At 47.8% G+C, this 15,197-nt stretch carries 11 protein-coding genes; 4 read left to right on the plus strand and 7 right to left on the minus strand.

Translation table 11 applies throughout. From position 1 onward, the window contains the following. Positions 1-10 precede the first annotated feature (10 nt). The 5 genes from oadA to KFF03_RS13050 form a co-directional block, all read right to left on the minus strand. Positions 11-1,789, minus strand: a complete 1,779-nt coding sequence (gene oadA, locus KFF03_RS13030) for a sodium-extruding oxaloacetate decarboxylase subunit alpha (protein ID WP_255857359.1) — start codon at positions 1,787-1,789, stop codon at positions 11-13. Between the two features lie 98 nt (positions 1,790-1,887). Next, positions 1,888-2,133: an OadG family protein gene (locus KFF03_RS13035; protein WP_255857360.1), complete on the minus strand. Its 246-nt coding sequence runs from the start codon at positions 2,131-2,133 to the stop codon at positions 1,888-1,890. A 238-nt stretch (positions 2,134-2,371) separates the two neighbouring features. Beyond that, positions 2,372-3,268: a LysR substrate-binding domain-containing protein gene (locus KFF03_RS13040; RefSeq protein WP_255857361.1), complete on the minus strand. Its 897-nt coding sequence runs from the start codon at positions 3,266-3,268 to the stop codon at positions 2,372-2,374. Positions 3,269-3,422: 154 nt separating this feature from the next. Then, positions 3,423-4,913, minus strand: a complete 1,491-nt coding sequence (locus tag KFF03_RS13045; protein ID WP_255857362.1) for a CoA-acylating methylmalonate-semialdehyde dehydrogenase — start codon at positions 4,911-4,913, stop codon at positions 3,423-3,425. A gap of 90 nt (positions 4,914-5,003) precedes the next feature. Continuing rightward, positions 5,004-6,161, minus strand: a complete 1,158-nt coding sequence (locus tag KFF03_RS13050; RefSeq protein ID WP_255857363.1) for an iron-containing alcohol dehydrogenase — start codon at positions 6,159-6,161, stop codon at positions 5,004-5,006. A 512-nt stretch (positions 6,162-6,673) separates the two neighbouring features. Between KFF03_RS13050 and KFF03_RS13055 the strand changes: the two genes are divergently transcribed. The 4 genes from KFF03_RS13055 to KFF03_RS13070 all read left to right on the plus strand — a co-directional run bounded on the left by KFF03_RS13055 (position 6,674) and on the right by KFF03_RS13070 (position 13,545). After that, positions 6,674-9,187: a CoA transferase gene (locus KFF03_RS13055; protein WP_255857364.1), complete on the plus strand. Its 2,514-nt coding sequence runs from the start codon at positions 6,674-6,676 to the stop codon at positions 9,185-9,187. A 168-nt stretch (positions 9,188-9,355) separates the two neighbouring features. Further along, complete coding sequence (locus tag KFF03_RS13060) at positions 9,356-11,062, plus strand: BCCT family transporter (RefSeq protein WP_255857365.1); 1,707 nt, start codon at positions 9,356-9,358, stop codon at positions 11,060-11,062. Positions 11,063-11,207: 145 nt separating this feature from the next. Continuing rightward, entirely contained in the window at positions 11,208-12,341 is a 1,134-nt protein-coding gene (locus tag KFF03_RS13065; protein WP_255857366.1) for a porin, read from the plus strand. 154 nt (positions 12,342-12,495) lie between these two features. Then, positions 12,496-13,545 (plus strand): tRNA dihydrouridine synthase, encoded by a 1,050-nt coding sequence (locus KFF03_RS13070; protein WP_370647411.1) that lies wholly within the window; start codon positions 12,496-12,498, stop codon positions 13,543-13,545. Positions 13,546-13,562: 17 nt separating this feature from the next. Here the strand turns inward: KFF03_RS13070 and KFF03_RS13075 are convergent, their stop codons facing one another. Both KFF03_RS13075 and KFF03_RS13080 read right to left on the minus strand, forming a co-directional pair. Further along, positions 13,563-14,669 carry a 3-deoxy-7-phosphoheptulonate synthase gene (locus KFF03_RS13075; RefSeq protein WP_255857367.1) on the minus strand — a complete coding sequence of 369 codons (1,107 nt, stop codon included), beginning with the start codon at positions 14,667-14,669 and terminating at the stop codon, positions 13,563-13,565. A gap of 375 nt (positions 14,670-15,044) precedes the next feature. After that, entirely contained in the window at positions 15,045-15,191 is a 147-nt protein-coding gene (locus KFF03_RS13080) for a hypothetical protein (RefSeq protein ID WP_255857368.1), read from the minus strand. Positions 15,192-15,197: the final 6 nt, after the last annotated feature.

The following is a 15,197-nucleotide window of genomic DNA, read 5'->3' on the forward strand; positions in this document are numbered from 1 at the left end:
CAGCCTCCCATTAAGCCAGCGTGTACAGAGTGTCGCCAACTTTCACAGCAGAACCTTCCGCCGCCGCAACGCTACCGATAGTACCGGCGCGTGGAGCACGTACTTCAGTTTCCATCTTCATGGCTTCCAGAATGATAACTACATCACCTTCAGCAACTTGCTGGCCTGGCTGAACCATCACTTTCCAGACGTTACCAGCCAGAGGCGCTGCGATTGGGTCGCCACCACCAACTGGAGCCGCTGCCGCAGGAGCACCTGCTGCTGGTGCAGCACCACCGAAGCTCAGTGGAGCACCGTTAACCGGAGCCAGTTCTTTAACATCGCCACCGTCGTCAACTTTCACCACGTATTCGTTGCCATCAACGGTTACAGTGAAGGTATCTTCGTCAGCACCTTTAGGCGCTGGTTCGAACGCATCCGGGTTACCACGGTTTTCCAGGAACTTAGGAGCAATCTGTGGGAACAGAGCGTAAGTCAGTGCATCGTCGATTTTCTCGTCAGCCAGCTTGATACCTTTGTCGGCAGCCAGTGCGTCAACATCTGCAATGATCTTGTCCATCTCGTTTTCCAGCAGGTCAGCCGGACGACAAGTAATGGCTTCTGCACCATCCAGAACACGAGCCTGCAGCTCAGCGTTCATTGGCGCCGGTGCAGCACCATATTCGCCTTTCAGGATGCCCTGAGTTTCTTTCGAGATAGACTTGTAACGCTCGCCAGTCAGTACGTTCAGTACCGCTTGAGTACCAACTATCTGAGAAGTTGGTGTTACCAGAGGAATGAAACCCAGATCTTCACGAACGCGTGGGATTTCTTTCAGTACGTCGTCGAACTTGTCAGACGCACCCTGCTCGCGCAGCTGGTTTTCCATGTTGGTTAACATGCCGCCAGGAACCTGAGCAACCAGGATACGGGAGTCTGTGCCTTTCAGAGCACCTTCGAACTTAGCGTACTTCTTACGAACATCACGGAAGTATGCAGCAATTTCTTCCAGTAACAGCAGATCAATGCCAGTCTCACGCTCGGTACCTGCCAGTGCAGCTACAACGGATTCCGTTGCAGTGTGACCGTAAGTCATGGACATAGAAGAGATTGCCGTATCAACACGGTCGATGCCCGCTTCTACTGCTTTCAGAATGGTCATGTCAGACAGACCAGAAGTCGCGTGAGCGTGCAGTTGAACTTCCAGGTCAGTCTGAGCTTTCAGCTTGCTAACCAGTTCAAATGCATCGTATGGAGTCAGTACACCGGCCATATCTTTAATGGCAATGGAGTCTGCGCCCATATCTTCAATTTGTTTCGCCAGAGACACCCATGCTTCCATGGTATGAACCGGAGAAGTCGTAAACGACAGCGTACCCTGTGCATGTTTACCCTGTTTCTTAACAGCTTTTAAAGCCGTTTCCAGGTTGCGCGGGTCATTCATCGCGTCGAATACACGGAAAACGTCTACACCGTTGGTAGCAGCGCGTTCTACGAATTTATCAACCACGTCATCAGCGTAGTGACGGTAGCCCAGCAGGTTCTGACCACGCAGCAGCATCTGGTGCGGGGTTTTTGGCATGGCTTTTTTGAATTCGCGAATGCGATCCCATGGGTCTTCGCCCAGGAAGCGGATGCAAGAATCGAAGGTTGCGCCGCCCCAGGACTCAAGAGACCAGTAGCCTACTTGATCCAGCTTTTCAGCGATGGGAAGCATATCGTCGATGCGCATACGGGTTGCCAGAATAGACTGGTGTGCGTCGCGCAGTACGACATCGGTGATACCTAAAGGTTTTTTAGAATCGGTCATGGGTGATGGCCTTTTCAATCCGTTAACGTTGTAAACGTTTGGGTAATCTTATTATTCGCGGGCTACTACTTTTGATAGTTGTTAACAGTGATGCTTGATCACTGGCGCGCGCGATGCTCTTTAACTGCCGCTGCTAAAACTTTTAACAGCACAGGATCTACGCCTTGGGTTGGAGCAGCAGGTGCAGCTGGAGTAGCAACAACTTCTGGTTCCGGCGCAATTTTATTTACCAGTTTGGACATGGCACTGGTTACAAATACCAGCATGGTCAGGAAGACGAACACGACTCCCATACCAAACACCATCAAATCCAAACCTTGAGAGACCAGACTTGGCTCAGTCATGTCAGGCGTCCTCTAATGTTTTTTTGTCGGAGCTTTCCGTCTCCATCAAGGCTCATTCAAACAAAGGTAATACCTTCGGAAGCGCGCAATCATGGGGATGGTAAGCCGCTGTAGATTACTGAAAAGGCTATATAGGCGCAACCAAAACCAGTTGTCAGTCGATCAGATTATAATCACTTGTTACTCAAATTCCGCCAGAAGCGAGGTGGACTGCCGCTATAAGCAGCAGTGTTATTCATCATTCACAATCTTTATTATCAGCGGCTTCAGCCAATAACCAGTCGCGAAATAAACCCGCCTGAGGATGCTCATACTGATTAACCGGGCTAATCAGATAAAACGCCTCCGAGGTTGGAATCGATACATCAAAGGGCGCAATCAACTCGCCTGACTTCAACATTTCCTGAACTAATGACGATCGGCCAAGGGCAATGCCCTGCCCGGCCTTAGCCATTTCCAGTGCTGAAATCAGCGTATCAAAATGAATTCCCTGAGAAGAATCAACATCCAAAAAGCCTGCCTGTTTAAGCCAATAAGCCCAACCGGCGCGATAACCCATCACATGTAACAGCGTGAAATTTTCAAGGTCTTGTGGACTTAATCGTGTTTTGCCATCCAACAGATTGGGCGAACACACAGGAACCAATTTATCCCAAGTCAGCCTGTCGCTGTTTACATTGGGCCACTCGCCTTCACCATGGCGAATTTCCAGATTGGACTCCCGGTCAATATCCCCAACCCAGATGTTACTGGAAAAGCGGATATTCACATCCGGATTCTGAGCGCGGAATTTGCCAATCCTTGGGGCCAGCCAGGTGGTAAAAAATACCAGATTGGTGCGCACTGTGAGCGGTCGCATTTGCCCCTTACCAAACAGCTCATTGGTTGCATCAGCCAATCGTTCAATTGAGTCATGTACAATTGGAATATAGGCCTTCCCCGCCTGCGATAGCTCAAGGCCACGAGGCAAACGGTTAAACAGAGCCACACCCAACTGGGCTTCAAGTCCTTTGATGTGCTGACTAACAGCCGCCTGAGTCATGTTGAGTTCAGAAGCCGCCTGAGTAAAACTCAGGGTTCGCGCGGAAGCTTCAAATGTTCTTAACCAATTCAGCGGAGGAATTTTTTTCTTCATTTTATACCCTCACTATTCAAGCCTGAATTTTGACAATAATGGTTGTACCAAGTTCTGTTTAAACTACCTGACAAGTAGACAGCTAAAAAAACAACGTCCTGAATATTCAGGACGTTATTGGCTACATATTTATCGCCACTTTACTTATCGACATTTAGCTCGGGAAGGCAAACGAAACGCCTTCACGCACACCACTCGATGGCCAGCGCTGAGTGATAGTTTTACGCTTGGTATAAAAGCGAACACCATCCGGGCCATACGCATGCAGATCACCAAATAACGAGCGCTTCCAGCCGCCAAAGCTGTGATACGCCACCGGCACTGGCAGAGGCACATTAATACCCACCATGCCGACCTGAATATGATCAGAGAAATATCGTGCCGCCTCACCATCACGAGTAAAGATACAGGTACCGTTACCATACTCATGGTCGTTGATCAGTTGCATGGCCTGTTCCATCGTCTCAACACGAACGACTTGCAATACCGGACCAAAAATTTCTTCCTGATAACTTTGCATCGTTGGTGTTACCTGATCAATCAGGGTGGCTCCCACAAAGAACCCGTCTTCATATCCGGAAACAGCCGGGTTACGACCATCAACAACAACATTTGCGCCATCGTTTTCTGCGCTGTCGATATAACCATTCACTTTCTGTTGGTGCGCACGCGTGATCACAGGGCCAAAGTCGTTAGAGCTATCGCTGTAAGCACCCACTTTCAGTGGTTTCATTGCCTCACTCATTTTGGCAACCAGCTCATCCGCCGCCGCATCACCAACAGCAACAGCCACTGACAACGCCATACAACGCTCGCCGGAAGAACCAAACGCAGCACCCAGCAATTGGTTTACGGCGTTATCAATGTCTGCATCAGGCATCACAATCGCATGGTTTTTTGCACCACCCAATGCCTGACAACGCTTACCGTTAGCATTGGCTGTGGCGTAAATGTATTCCGCAATTGGGGTCGAACCGACAAAACTCACCGCTTTAATACGTTCGTCAGTCAGTAAGATATCAACGGCTTCTTTATCGCCATTAACAACGTTCAGAACACCTTCAGGCAAACCCGCTTCATGCAACAGCTGTGCAATATACAGAGTAGAACTCGGATCACGCTCGGATGGCTTTAAGACAAAGGTATTGCCACAGGCAATTGCCAGCGGGAACATCCACATCGGCACCATGGCAGGGAAGTTAAATGGCGTAATACCGGCAACCACACCTAACGGTTGAAATTCACTCCAGGAATCAATGTTCGGGCCAACGTTTTTGCTGTATTCGCCTTTCAATAATTCAGGAACACCACACGCGTATTCAACATTTTCAATACCACGCTGCAATTCGCCAGCGGCGTCATGAGAAATTTTGCCGTGCTCCTGGCCAATCAATTCACAAATTTTATCGGCATTGGCTTCCAGCAGTTCTTTAAAGCGGAACATAATACGGGCACGTTTAATGGCCGGAGTATTACGCCATGCCGGAAAAGCAGTCTGAGCAGATGCAATGGCTTCTTCGACGGTTTCTTTGGAGGCCAGTGCCACACGGGTTGTGCTGCCACCCGTCGCCGGGTTATACACGTCCTGAACGCGTGCCGCATCTTCTATAATTTTGCCATTGATTAAATGTCCAACTGTTGTCATAACGTTTTTCCTCAAATATGGATTTGGCAATCGTTGCCTTATATAAAAATCAAATAAAAAATAAAAATCAGATAAAAAAGAGCCGGAAAATCACCAGAGCTCTTTATAAATCTCAATAATTTCTTCAGCGCCTGGAACACGCGGATTATTTCCCGGAGAGCCGGAGGCCAGTGCCTGTTCCGCCATCACCGGCATCAGGTCGAAAAATGCCTCTTTCTCAATTCCGAACTGCTCAGGTGTTGGCACGTTCAGTTCATCGTTCAGCGCATTGAGCTCATCCATCAGTTTTGCGTTAGCAACTTCATCGCTATCTTGTTCGGTAGCCACACCCATAGCACGGGCACAATCGGCATAACGCTCAGCCGCTGCTGGAATAGAAAAACGGGTTACCGCTGGCAATAACATGGCGTTCGATAAGCCATGAGGCACATGGAAAGCGGCACCAATCGGACGACTCATACCATGAACCAGGGCCACAGAAGCGTTAGAAAATGCAATACCAGCCAGAGTAGAACCCAACATCATGGCCTCACGTGCCTTCACATCCTGACCATCGTGGTATGCCGCCCGCAGGTTTGGCCCTATCAGACGCATTGCAGACAGAGCCTGGCTGTCACTGTATGGGCTGGCTTTTTTGCTGACATAAGATTCCATCGCATGGGTCAGAGCATCAATACCGGTATCGGCTGTGATACGTGGCGGTAAACTCAGTGTCAGTTCAAAGTCCACCAGCGCAGCCACAGGCATAAAACCAACACCGACACACAACATTTTTTCGTCGGTGGTTTCATTGGTGATAATGGTGAAACGTGTTACTTCAGAACCGGTGCCTGCGGTGGTTGGTATGGCAATAATCGGCAGGCCTTCTTCGTCGACAATACGCGGAAACTTATAATCACTCATATCGCCGCCAAATTTACCCAGAATGCCAATGGCTTTGGCACTATCAATCGGGCTGCCACCACCTAAAGCAATGATGCTGTCGTAGCTACCGTGACGAACTTTTTCGACGCCCGCTTCGATGGATGCCATCGTGGGTTCAGGCACAGTATCATCGAATACATCTGCAATAACCGATGCCTCTTCCAAACAAGCCTGAATGCGTTTTGCGTAACCAAGCTCAACCATCATTTTATCGGTAATGATCAATGGTTTTTTACAACCAAGGCTTTGCAGGATGTCAGGAATTTGTTGGCTTGCGCCACCTCCTACCTGCATCATTCTTGGGAGTATTATTCGGTTAGACATAGAATTACCTCTTTTTATTATTGCTGACCCGGACATAATCCAAGCCATTGCATATTCACTCAGATGCCAAAAAATCGTTTGCAAACCCTGAGTTGCTCTTATCATTCTTGATGGCTGTCATTGTTAATGAAGAATGCGGAGCCTTAAAAGCAATAAAAAAAGACTCATAGACCTAATTTTTTTTATACCTCCTAAAATTTCTCTAATGTCAGACTAAACAGAAAGGCTACATAGAAAGGATGAGATTCATCTGATTCAACAAGCCATGCTCAACCAACACAACATTCCTGCTAAATCAACCGAACCAACACCAAGGTATAACAAGAAAGTTACGGATAAATTTTTTTTACCCTAAGAACATTTTTTTATTGCTGGTGAGTATTTTTTTTTCATTTTAAATATGAATTAAAACCTACCGGGCAATTTAAAAATCCTGATTGCCCGACCTTATAAATAGAAAAACATCACTCGACCTATTAATAGAGTGATTATGATTGACAGGGTAATTTGAGATGAACAATAACAATCAACTCCCATTAAAACATGTTCGTGTGATTGATTTCGGGCAACAAATCGCAGGGCCTGCGGTTGGTATGGTTTTGGCCGACCAGGGAGCAACGGTTATTCATATCGATCCGCCTGAAGGCCCGCAGTGGGACCATGCAGCCAATGCCGTATTACATCGCAATAAACTGTGCATTAATCTGGATTTAAAAACCCCTGAAGGGCTGGCTAAAGCGCTGGAGCTGATTGCCGAGGCCGACGTTGTTCTTGAAAGTTTCCGCCCGGGTACCATGAAAAAACTGGGGATTGATTTTGAGCAACTACGTCAACAGCGCCCGGAGCTGATTACCGTATCGGTACCCGGTTTTGCCAGTAACGATCAATTGCGCAGAGAATGGAAAGCCACCGAAGCCATTGTCGCGACAACCTCCGGTGTCTTTAACGACATGGGATTCAACCGGGTATTAATGGGTGTTGACCCCAGCTTTTCACCGGTACCTTTAGGTTCATCTTATGCTATCAGTCTGGCGGCTTCGTCGACCGTTTTTGCCTTATTTGAACGCGAAAAAACCGGCCGCGGTGACAGCATCGAAGTGCCTGTTGCGGCCGCATTAATGGAAGGTTTGTGCTACAACTCCATCGAAGTGGAAAACATGCCTCGTCGTTATATCAATATGCGCGAAGAGGAAATTGAGCGTCGCCAGCAAAATAATATCCCGATGGATATAAGTTACGACGATCTGCAGGAATATCTGGACCCGTTTTTTAAAACCTACCGCTGCGCCGATGGCCGTTTCTTTTATTGTGTTTGCCCGTCCCACCGCAACCATGCAAGACGCTGCCTTGAGGTATTAGGCATTTATGACGAAGTGATGGCAGCCGGCATGCCGGACGTTGCTGATTTGCATTTGCCGATTTCCGAGTGGGATGGCGAGACATCACTCGGGGTATATCCATTACCCAAAAAGTGGGCGCATTTAATTGCTGAAAAAATGGAGAAAGCCTTCTTAACCAAAACCTCTGAAGAATGGGGAGTATTATTTGGTGAGGGGCAAATCCCGGGAGCACCGCACCGCTCAACCGAAGAATGGGTTAACAGTGAACATACCAACAGCGCCAAATTAATCGTTGAAGTCGATGATCCGGTGCATGGTCGGATGAAACAACCTGGTCCTCTCGCCTGGTTTGAAAACAGCAGCGATGAATTACTGCAACCCAAACCAAGAAAATACGTCACACCATCAGAAGCCCTTGAGCAATTAAAACTGACCGCGGCTGTGGAAACCATTACCCGCCCACAAAACCAGGACATTCAACCTGTATCGGGCAAAGGTTGGCTGGAAGGCCTTCGTGTACTCGACCTCACCAACGTGATTGCCGGGCCACATTCCTGCGCGTTTTTAGGTCGCTTTGGTGCTGAAGTCATTAAGCTGGACCCAGTAACGCCCTTGTACGATCCGATGATTGGTATCGTCTACGCCTTTATTGCCGGACAAGGAAAACAAAGTGCATTGATCGACATTATGAATGATGAAGGCCGCAACATTTTTAATCAGCTGGTTAAATCTGTTGATCTGGTCGTGATTAATGCGCCTGAGCGACAAATTAAACCATTGGGACTGGATCACGAAAGCCTGCAAGCCATTAACCCTGGCTTATTATTCTGCCGTCTTGATTGTCTGGGTGGCCCACGCCCTGGCCCAAAAACCAACTACCTTGGCTACGACGATATTATTCAGGCAATCAGTGGCATCATGACCCGATTTGGTGGTGCTGACACCCCGGAAGAACACGCACACATTGGCACACTGGATGTGAACTGTGGCTTTGCTGCCGGTTTATCCATTGGCCTGGCGCTGTATCACAAATTAAAAACCGGTGAAGTGACACGTGCGCGGACATCGCTATCGGCGGTCACCAATTACGCTCAAATACCTTTTGCGTTTGATTATGAAGGCCGCCCACCGTTTAACACCCCGTCTGGTCGAGACATTCTGGGCAACCACGAATTATCCCGCTTTTACCCGACTCAAAATGGCTGGATTTTTATTGATTCAAAACCATCCGAGCTGAGCAATCTGGAACAAATTGAAGATTTACAAGGAATCGCATCAACGGCTCATATCGAAGAATTTCTGACCAAGGCCTTCGCCAAAGCCAGTAGCGAATATTGGGCTAAAGTTCTGCAAAATGCGGGCATTGCCGCAGCGAAACCAAATTCCATCCATCAGCTCAGAGAACAAAACAGTCGCTTAGCGGATGGAACGGCGGGCCTGGATAACGGCAGTTATTCCTTCTCAATTATGCCGGATCATCCAAGTGGTCATAAAGTGACACACATTGATTCGTATGCCATTCGTCCTACTGAAGCAGCAATAAAAAGCATTAATCCAACGCAACGATTCGGACACTCCACGCGTGACGTGTTATCCGACCTTGGCTATAGCCACGCTGATATTGAGACATTAATTGAAAATAAAGTAGCCGGCCTGGGCTGGGGTAAAGAGTACCTGCCAAGCTGATATCAACCCAATAAATAATGCTTTATGAAAGCCATCGATTTTATAAAGCAAATAATAAAGGTTTCGGTGCATTTTCTGGCCGGACTTTTCTGGTCGACCGAAAGGAAATGCACAGTCCCCTGCGTCATTTCCTGACTCGCTTGAAAAATAATAACAGGAGATAGTTTTATGTCATCAACTACCGAAACAGAGCTGAAAATTGAAAGGGCCAAGTCTGGCTTTTATCAGGGCTTTAACAATACGGTTGTTTTAGCATCCAAGGCGATTATGACCTTAATTGTTATCTGGGCTGTTTTTGATCCGGGATCAGCTGCCGATATATTGGGTAAAGTTAAAAGCTGGTCGTTCTCGAATCTGAATTACTATTACACTTGGGCTGTTGCCTTTTACATGCTGGTTTTTATCGTGCTGATTGCTCACCCACGCTGGGGAAAAATCAAGCTGGGGGATGCCGACGGTAAACCTGAATTTTCAAACTTCTCCTGGTTTTCAATGATGTTTGGCGCGGGCATTGGTATCGGTATGCTGGGTTATGCAACCGGCGAGCCTATGTATCATATGAGCGACAACCCCGACATCCGCATGAGTGCTACATTAGTAAAAGAAGCTTTTGCCAGCGCCAATATCACTCTGGCTGAAGGCGCTGATCTCTGGGCAGAATATTCCAAACAAGTCGCAGCCGGTGGTATTGCTGCCATTGATGGCCTTGCCATCCCAAGAACCGAATCCACTATTGATGCTGCTTACCGTTATTCTTTTTTACACTGGGGTTTTAGCGCCTGGGCATGTTATGCAATCGTTGGCCTGGCGTTAGCCTTCTTCAGCTACACTCGTGGTTTGCCATTAACCATTCGCTCGACGCTAGTCCCTCTGTTTGGCAGAAAACTGGAAGGTCCGCTCGGACATTTTGTTGATGTCACGGCTGTGGTAGCCACCATCTTCGGTATTTCACAAACCATTGGTTTAGGTCTGACCTCTTTCTCCTCGGGCCTCTATAACATTACCGGTGCAGAGTGGTTAGTCACAAACGGCGAGCCGAGCACCGCTTCTCTGTTATTAGCACTGGCAATTGTTATGTTTTTATCGACGTTATCGGCGTTATCTGGTGTAGGCAAAGGCATTAAGTGGCTGAGTAACATTAATATGATTTTATCGTTCAGCCTGTTAGCTTTCTTCCTGGTATTTGGTGCCACTATGATTGGCTTCGAGATTCTTGGCGAAGGCTTATTCAGCTACGTTGTTAGCTTACCCGCAATGACGTTCACCGTTTTCCCTGCCGAAGGCCCTGGTAGCCCGGGCGAGTGGCAAGGTTGGTGGTCTATTTTCTACTGGGCATGGTGGATTGCATTTGGTCCTTTTGTTGGCTTGTTCTTAGCCCGTGTTTCTAAAAACCGCAGCATTCGGGAATATGTTTTAGGCGCAATTATTCTGCCGTCACTGATGTGTTTCCTGTGGTTCAGTCTGTTAGGCGGCACAGCCATTAATCTGGAATTGAGTGGTGTTGCCGAGGGTTCTATTTTTGCCAAAAGCTTAACGGCACAACTTTATGAAGTATTAAATGTATTGCTATCACCGGGTTTTGCCACCTTGATGTCGGCATTAGTGATTGTCTTATTGCTGACCTATCTGGTTACAACTGCCGATTCCGCTGTACTGGTTATTAATACGATTAACGCCGGTGGCGGCGCTGCGCAAACAAACCGCCTTCATATCGTTATCTGGGGTGTGATTCTCACAACAATTATTGGAGCACTGCTGTTAGCCGGTGGTCTAAGTGCGATTCAGTCGGCCATGATCATTGGTGCGATCCCTTTTTCTTTCATCATGATTCTGATGTGTATTTCACTGCTTAAAGCAATGATTAAAGATCACTGAATAATTAAAGAGAGAGGTCAGGCATTAGCCTCACCTCTCTACTGATATACCCATTTAAAAATAAACAATTTATTTCCAATACTTTATGGAGCTCTTGGCTTCGTAGGTAACTGTGCACGATCTCAATCTATAGAAGAGGCAAGACATGAAATATAATAATATATTCCTTTCAACCTTAACGGCTTCCGCCATTGCATCCACGCTGTTACCAGCAAGCGCGATGGCTGAGATGCCGTCGATTGATCTATACGGTCGTATTGATTTGGGCTTTGAATCGTACAATGATTCCGATGGTGTCGGCGCCCATATTTTTGCTGGGCAACAATCCGATAACGGCAACCTGGATGAGCAGGATATCGGTGTCAGCAATGGTAACCACTCCCGCCTTGGTGTTAAAGGCTCTACCACACTCGATACCGGCGTCGTGCTGGGTTATCAATACGAGTTATTAGCCGATGTACTGAATCATGGCGGCGCCCCTACCACCCGCCAAGCCTGGTTAAGCATGGCCAAAGGCAAACACTCATTAAAAGTGGGGACCCAGGATAATCCGCTTTACGATTACAGCGCCTGGAATGCACAAAAATCAGAAGTACACGGTTATGGCGCTTATTACTACACCACTTGTGACTTGCCAGGCTCGCTGCAATGTACCTTCCGTACAGAAAGCACTGTGAATTACACATACGGTTCTGGTGGTTATGGCAGAGATCCGTTTACGGTAACAGCCGCCCTGCATTTTAATGGTGACGGCCGCAATACTAATGGTGACACCACCAAAGACAATGTATCAGGCGTTACCGGTGCGACAATTGCGGGGGCTGCAACATTCGACAACGTCACCGTCAATGCTGCCTATCAAACCTCCATTGTGTCTGAAGGAGACGATTACGACAGCAGCACATCCGGCGACCTTCCAGCACCTTCGATCATCAGCCTGGGCGGTAAATACTTTGCAACGGACGACTTAGAAGTAGGCTTCTTCTACCACATGCTCGATAAAGATGTGGATGAAGATGATACCAAAACCGCGTTTGCCCTCAGCGGTACCTATCAGCTGAACAGCAAGATGAGCCTGCACGCAGGTTACGGTGCCGGTGAAGACGATGATGATATGGCACGTCAGCTGGACAGCAATGTCTACGCACAGCTGATTTATGCCACATCCGAAAGCAGCCATATTCGTCTGGAAGTCGAACAAGTGAGCTACAGCTCAGATAACGATGCTCTGGAAGGCGATGCCAATATCGTGCTGGTATCTCTGCGTCAGGATTTCTGATAACAGATATCATCAATAAGATAAAATCCCCGGTATAGTTTGAACTGCACCCCATCAGTTGGGCTATTCAGCACCGGGGATTTTATATTCATGCTGCCTGATCAGTTTCCAGCGCGTATAATCCATTGCCGTTATTGATCAGCTTTCTTTTTTTATGATGTCGTCTGTTACCACTCCATTCTCAAATTGTTCACCGCCTTATATCGCACTGGCCCCCATGGAAGGCCTGATGGACGGTCATTTCAGAGAGCTGCTGACCGCCGTGGGTGGTATTGATCACTGCGTCACCGAATTTATCCGGATTACTAAACAGGTATATCCACAGCGGGTATTTAAACGCTTTAGCCCTGAATTAAATAATGGTGGTAAAACCAGAGCAGGAACGCCTGTTCACATACAACTATTGGGCAGCGATCCACATTTGATGGCCGAAAACGCTGCCAAAGTTGCGGCGATGGGTGCTCCAGCCATCGATCTGAATTTTGGTTGCCCGGCCAAAACTGTGAATAAAAGCCAGGGTGGCGCCGTGTTATTACAGTGGCCTGAGCTGATTCACGATATTACCGCAGCAGTACGCAACGCCGTGCCGTCTCATATCCCGGTATCCGCCAAAATGCGCTTAGGCTTCAAGGATAAAAGCCTGGCGTTAGAGAATGCTAATGCACTGGCTTCGGCAGGCATTCAATGGCTGACCGTACATGCCCGCACCAAAACCGAAGGCTACAAGCCACCGGCCTATTGGGACTGGATTGCCCGCATTAAACAACAACTCACTATTCCGGTATTAGCAAATGGTGAAATCTGGACGCCCGAAAACGCCCAACAATGTATAAAAGAAAGTGGCTCGGATATTCTGATGATTGGTCGTGGTTTAGTCGCCACACCCGATTTAGGATTACGCATTAAAGCGCAGCACTCGGGTTTAGATTATCAACCGCAAAGCTGGCAGCAGCATTTACAGTTGTTTCGTAAATTAGCTGACGATATTCAGCACTTAAACGATAAACAACTGACCGACCGCTTAAAACAATGGCTGCATTATTTCACCATGCAGTCGCTGGAAATCTCGGCTGTATTTCAGCAGGTGAAACGCGAGCGCGATAAAGATGTATTTTTTGAAAAATTAGATCAGGCAATTATTGAGGTCGAAAAAAATCCTCCGCAGCGGGAGGATTTTAAACAGTATCAGCATAGTGGGTTTTGATTACTATTTATTAAGAACTAAAGCACTTCATGGAGTTCTTTTAATAAAGACTCCGTCTGCCCCCAGCTGATACACGGGTCGGTAATCGACTTACCGTAAGTCAGCTGGCCATCACCCTGCTCACCATCCATACCTTGCTTACCTTCTTCAAGGAAACTTTCCAGCATCAAACCCATGATGGCCTTATTACCAGCTGTTCGCTGAGAAACCACTTCTTTAGCAATATCAATCTGACGCAGATGTTGTTTCTCAGCATTATCATGGCTGCAATCCACCATGACTTTGGCATTAACGCCGCCCGCAGCCAGTGTGGTAAGTGAAGCTGCAATACTATCAGCATCGTAATTCGTGATGGTTTGGCCATGAATATTTTTACCACCGCGCAGTACCAGGTGGGTATCCGGGTTTCCCGGGGTGTCCAGCATGGCAATCTGACCGTCCACATCCAGCCCCAGAGTATGATGGCTGTGGCGCGCTGAAATCATAGCATTTACTGCGGTGGTTGCTGAACCATCGGTGCCGTTTTTAATACCAACCGGCATCGGCAAATGGCTGACCATTTCACGGTGAGTTTGTGATTCTGCCGTACGAGCGCCAATAGCCGTCCAGCTCACTAAATCATCCAGGTACAGCATAGTGAGCGGATTCAGAGCCTCGGTCGCCAAAGGCAGCCCAAGTTCTGCCAGCTGGATCATTAACTGGCGAGAGCGGGTCACACCTTGTTCCATATTGCCACGACCGTCACGCTCCGGATCGTACGCCAGACCTTTCCAGCCAATATGCGTACGCGGTTTTTCCACGTAGGCGCGCATCACAATTAATAACTTGTCGCTGAGCTGTTCATTTAAAGCAGCCAGACGTTTGCCGTAATCCAGTGCGGCTTCTTCGTCATGTAATGAGCATGGGCCGGTGACAATCAACAGGCGGTCATCGTCACCATTCAATACATCCCGCACCTGTTGACGCTGATGGTCAATTTGTAGCACCAGTGCATCGCTCAGTGATAGTTGCTGCTTTAATTCACGCGGTGTACGCACTTGGCGAACCGCTGGATCATTGGCGGCCATTTTTTCGGTCTTTTGTGATTTTGATTGCGGTTGTGCTTTTGCTACTGAAGTATTCATCGCTGTCTCTCTTAATTCTCTTAGCTTGTTGAACGTTAACGCTTGTTTCGATTTACTTGTTTGAGTTACTTATTTTTGACCGGGCTCAGCGCCAATAACGCACTGAACCCGTTACAAATAAAGCCGTACCAAATAAATACGCAGCGCTAAATCGACCTGTATCAACAACGCTTCCAGCGTTAGCAGGTTGAGAATGAGTGATGTTTTGCATGCAGTGTGTTTCCATCGCATTGCTCTCTTCAGTGTGTGCCGTTTTTTGCTTCTGTTAAAAACGACGACCAATAAAAAACCCCGACTGGCTGACTGCCAATCGGGGTTTCAGATTCCCTGGTGGCAGTCTGGCTTTTCGCCGGGACTGCCTTTGTTGTCTCTGTGTTACAACTGGCGACCCGACTCCTGACTAAAATAGCCAAAGCCATACCACCAAAAATACACACGTGCGCCAGCGGTCAAGCCGTTAGCGGCTTGAGCTGTTTTGTGCAGGCTTCCCATCAGGAATGTACGTGTGTTTAAAATATTCATACCCTG

This window comes from Bacterioplanoides sp. SCSIO 12839 (assembly GCF_024397975.1).
In the GTDB taxonomy this organism is placed as follows: domain Bacteria; phylum Pseudomonadota; class Gammaproteobacteria; order Pseudomonadales; family Oceanobacteraceae; genus Bacterioplanoides.

Bases quoted from the DNA above. Each gene is read 5' to 3' on its own strand.
- KFF03_RS13055 (WP_255857364.1), top strand. From the start codon at position 6,674: ATGAACAATAACAATCAACTCCCATTAAAACATGTTCGTGTGATTGAT.
- KFF03_RS13035 (WP_255857360.1), bottom strand. From the start codon at position 2,133: ATGACTGAGCCAAGTCTGGTCTCTCAAGGTTTGGATTTGATGGTGTTT.
- KFF03_RS13060 (WP_255857365.1), top strand. From the start codon at position 9,356: ATGTCATCAACTACCGAAACAGAGCTGAAAATTGAAAGGGCCAAGTCT.
- oadA (WP_255857359.1), bottom strand. From the start codon at position 1,789: ATGACCGATTCTAAAAAACCTTTAGGTATCACCGATGTCGTACTGCGC.
- KFF03_RS13075 (WP_255857367.1), bottom strand. From the start codon at position 14,669: ATGAATACTTCAGTAGCAAAAGCACAACCGCAATCAAAATCACAAAAG.
- KFF03_RS13080 (WP_255857368.1), bottom strand. From the start codon at position 15,191: ATGAATATTTTAAACACACGTACATTCCTGATGGGAAGCCTGCACAAA.
- KFF03_RS13065 (WP_255857366.1), top strand. From the start codon at position 11,208: ATGAAATATAATAATATATTCCTTTCAACCTTAACGGCTTCCGCCATT.
- KFF03_RS13050 (WP_255857363.1), bottom strand. From the start codon at position 6,161: ATGTCTAACCGAATAATACTCCCAAGAATGATGCAGGTAGGAGGTGGC.
- KFF03_RS13070 (WP_370647411.1), top strand. From the start codon at position 12,496: ATGATGTCGTCTGTTACCACTCCATTCTCAAATTGTTCACCGCCTTAT.
- KFF03_RS13040 (WP_255857361.1), bottom strand. From the start codon at position 3,268: ATGAAGAAAAAAATTCCTCCGCTGAATTGGTTAAGAACATTTGAAGCT.
- KFF03_RS13045 (WP_255857362.1), bottom strand. From the start codon at position 4,913: ATGACAACAGTTGGACATTTAATCAATGGCAAAATTATAGAAGATGCG.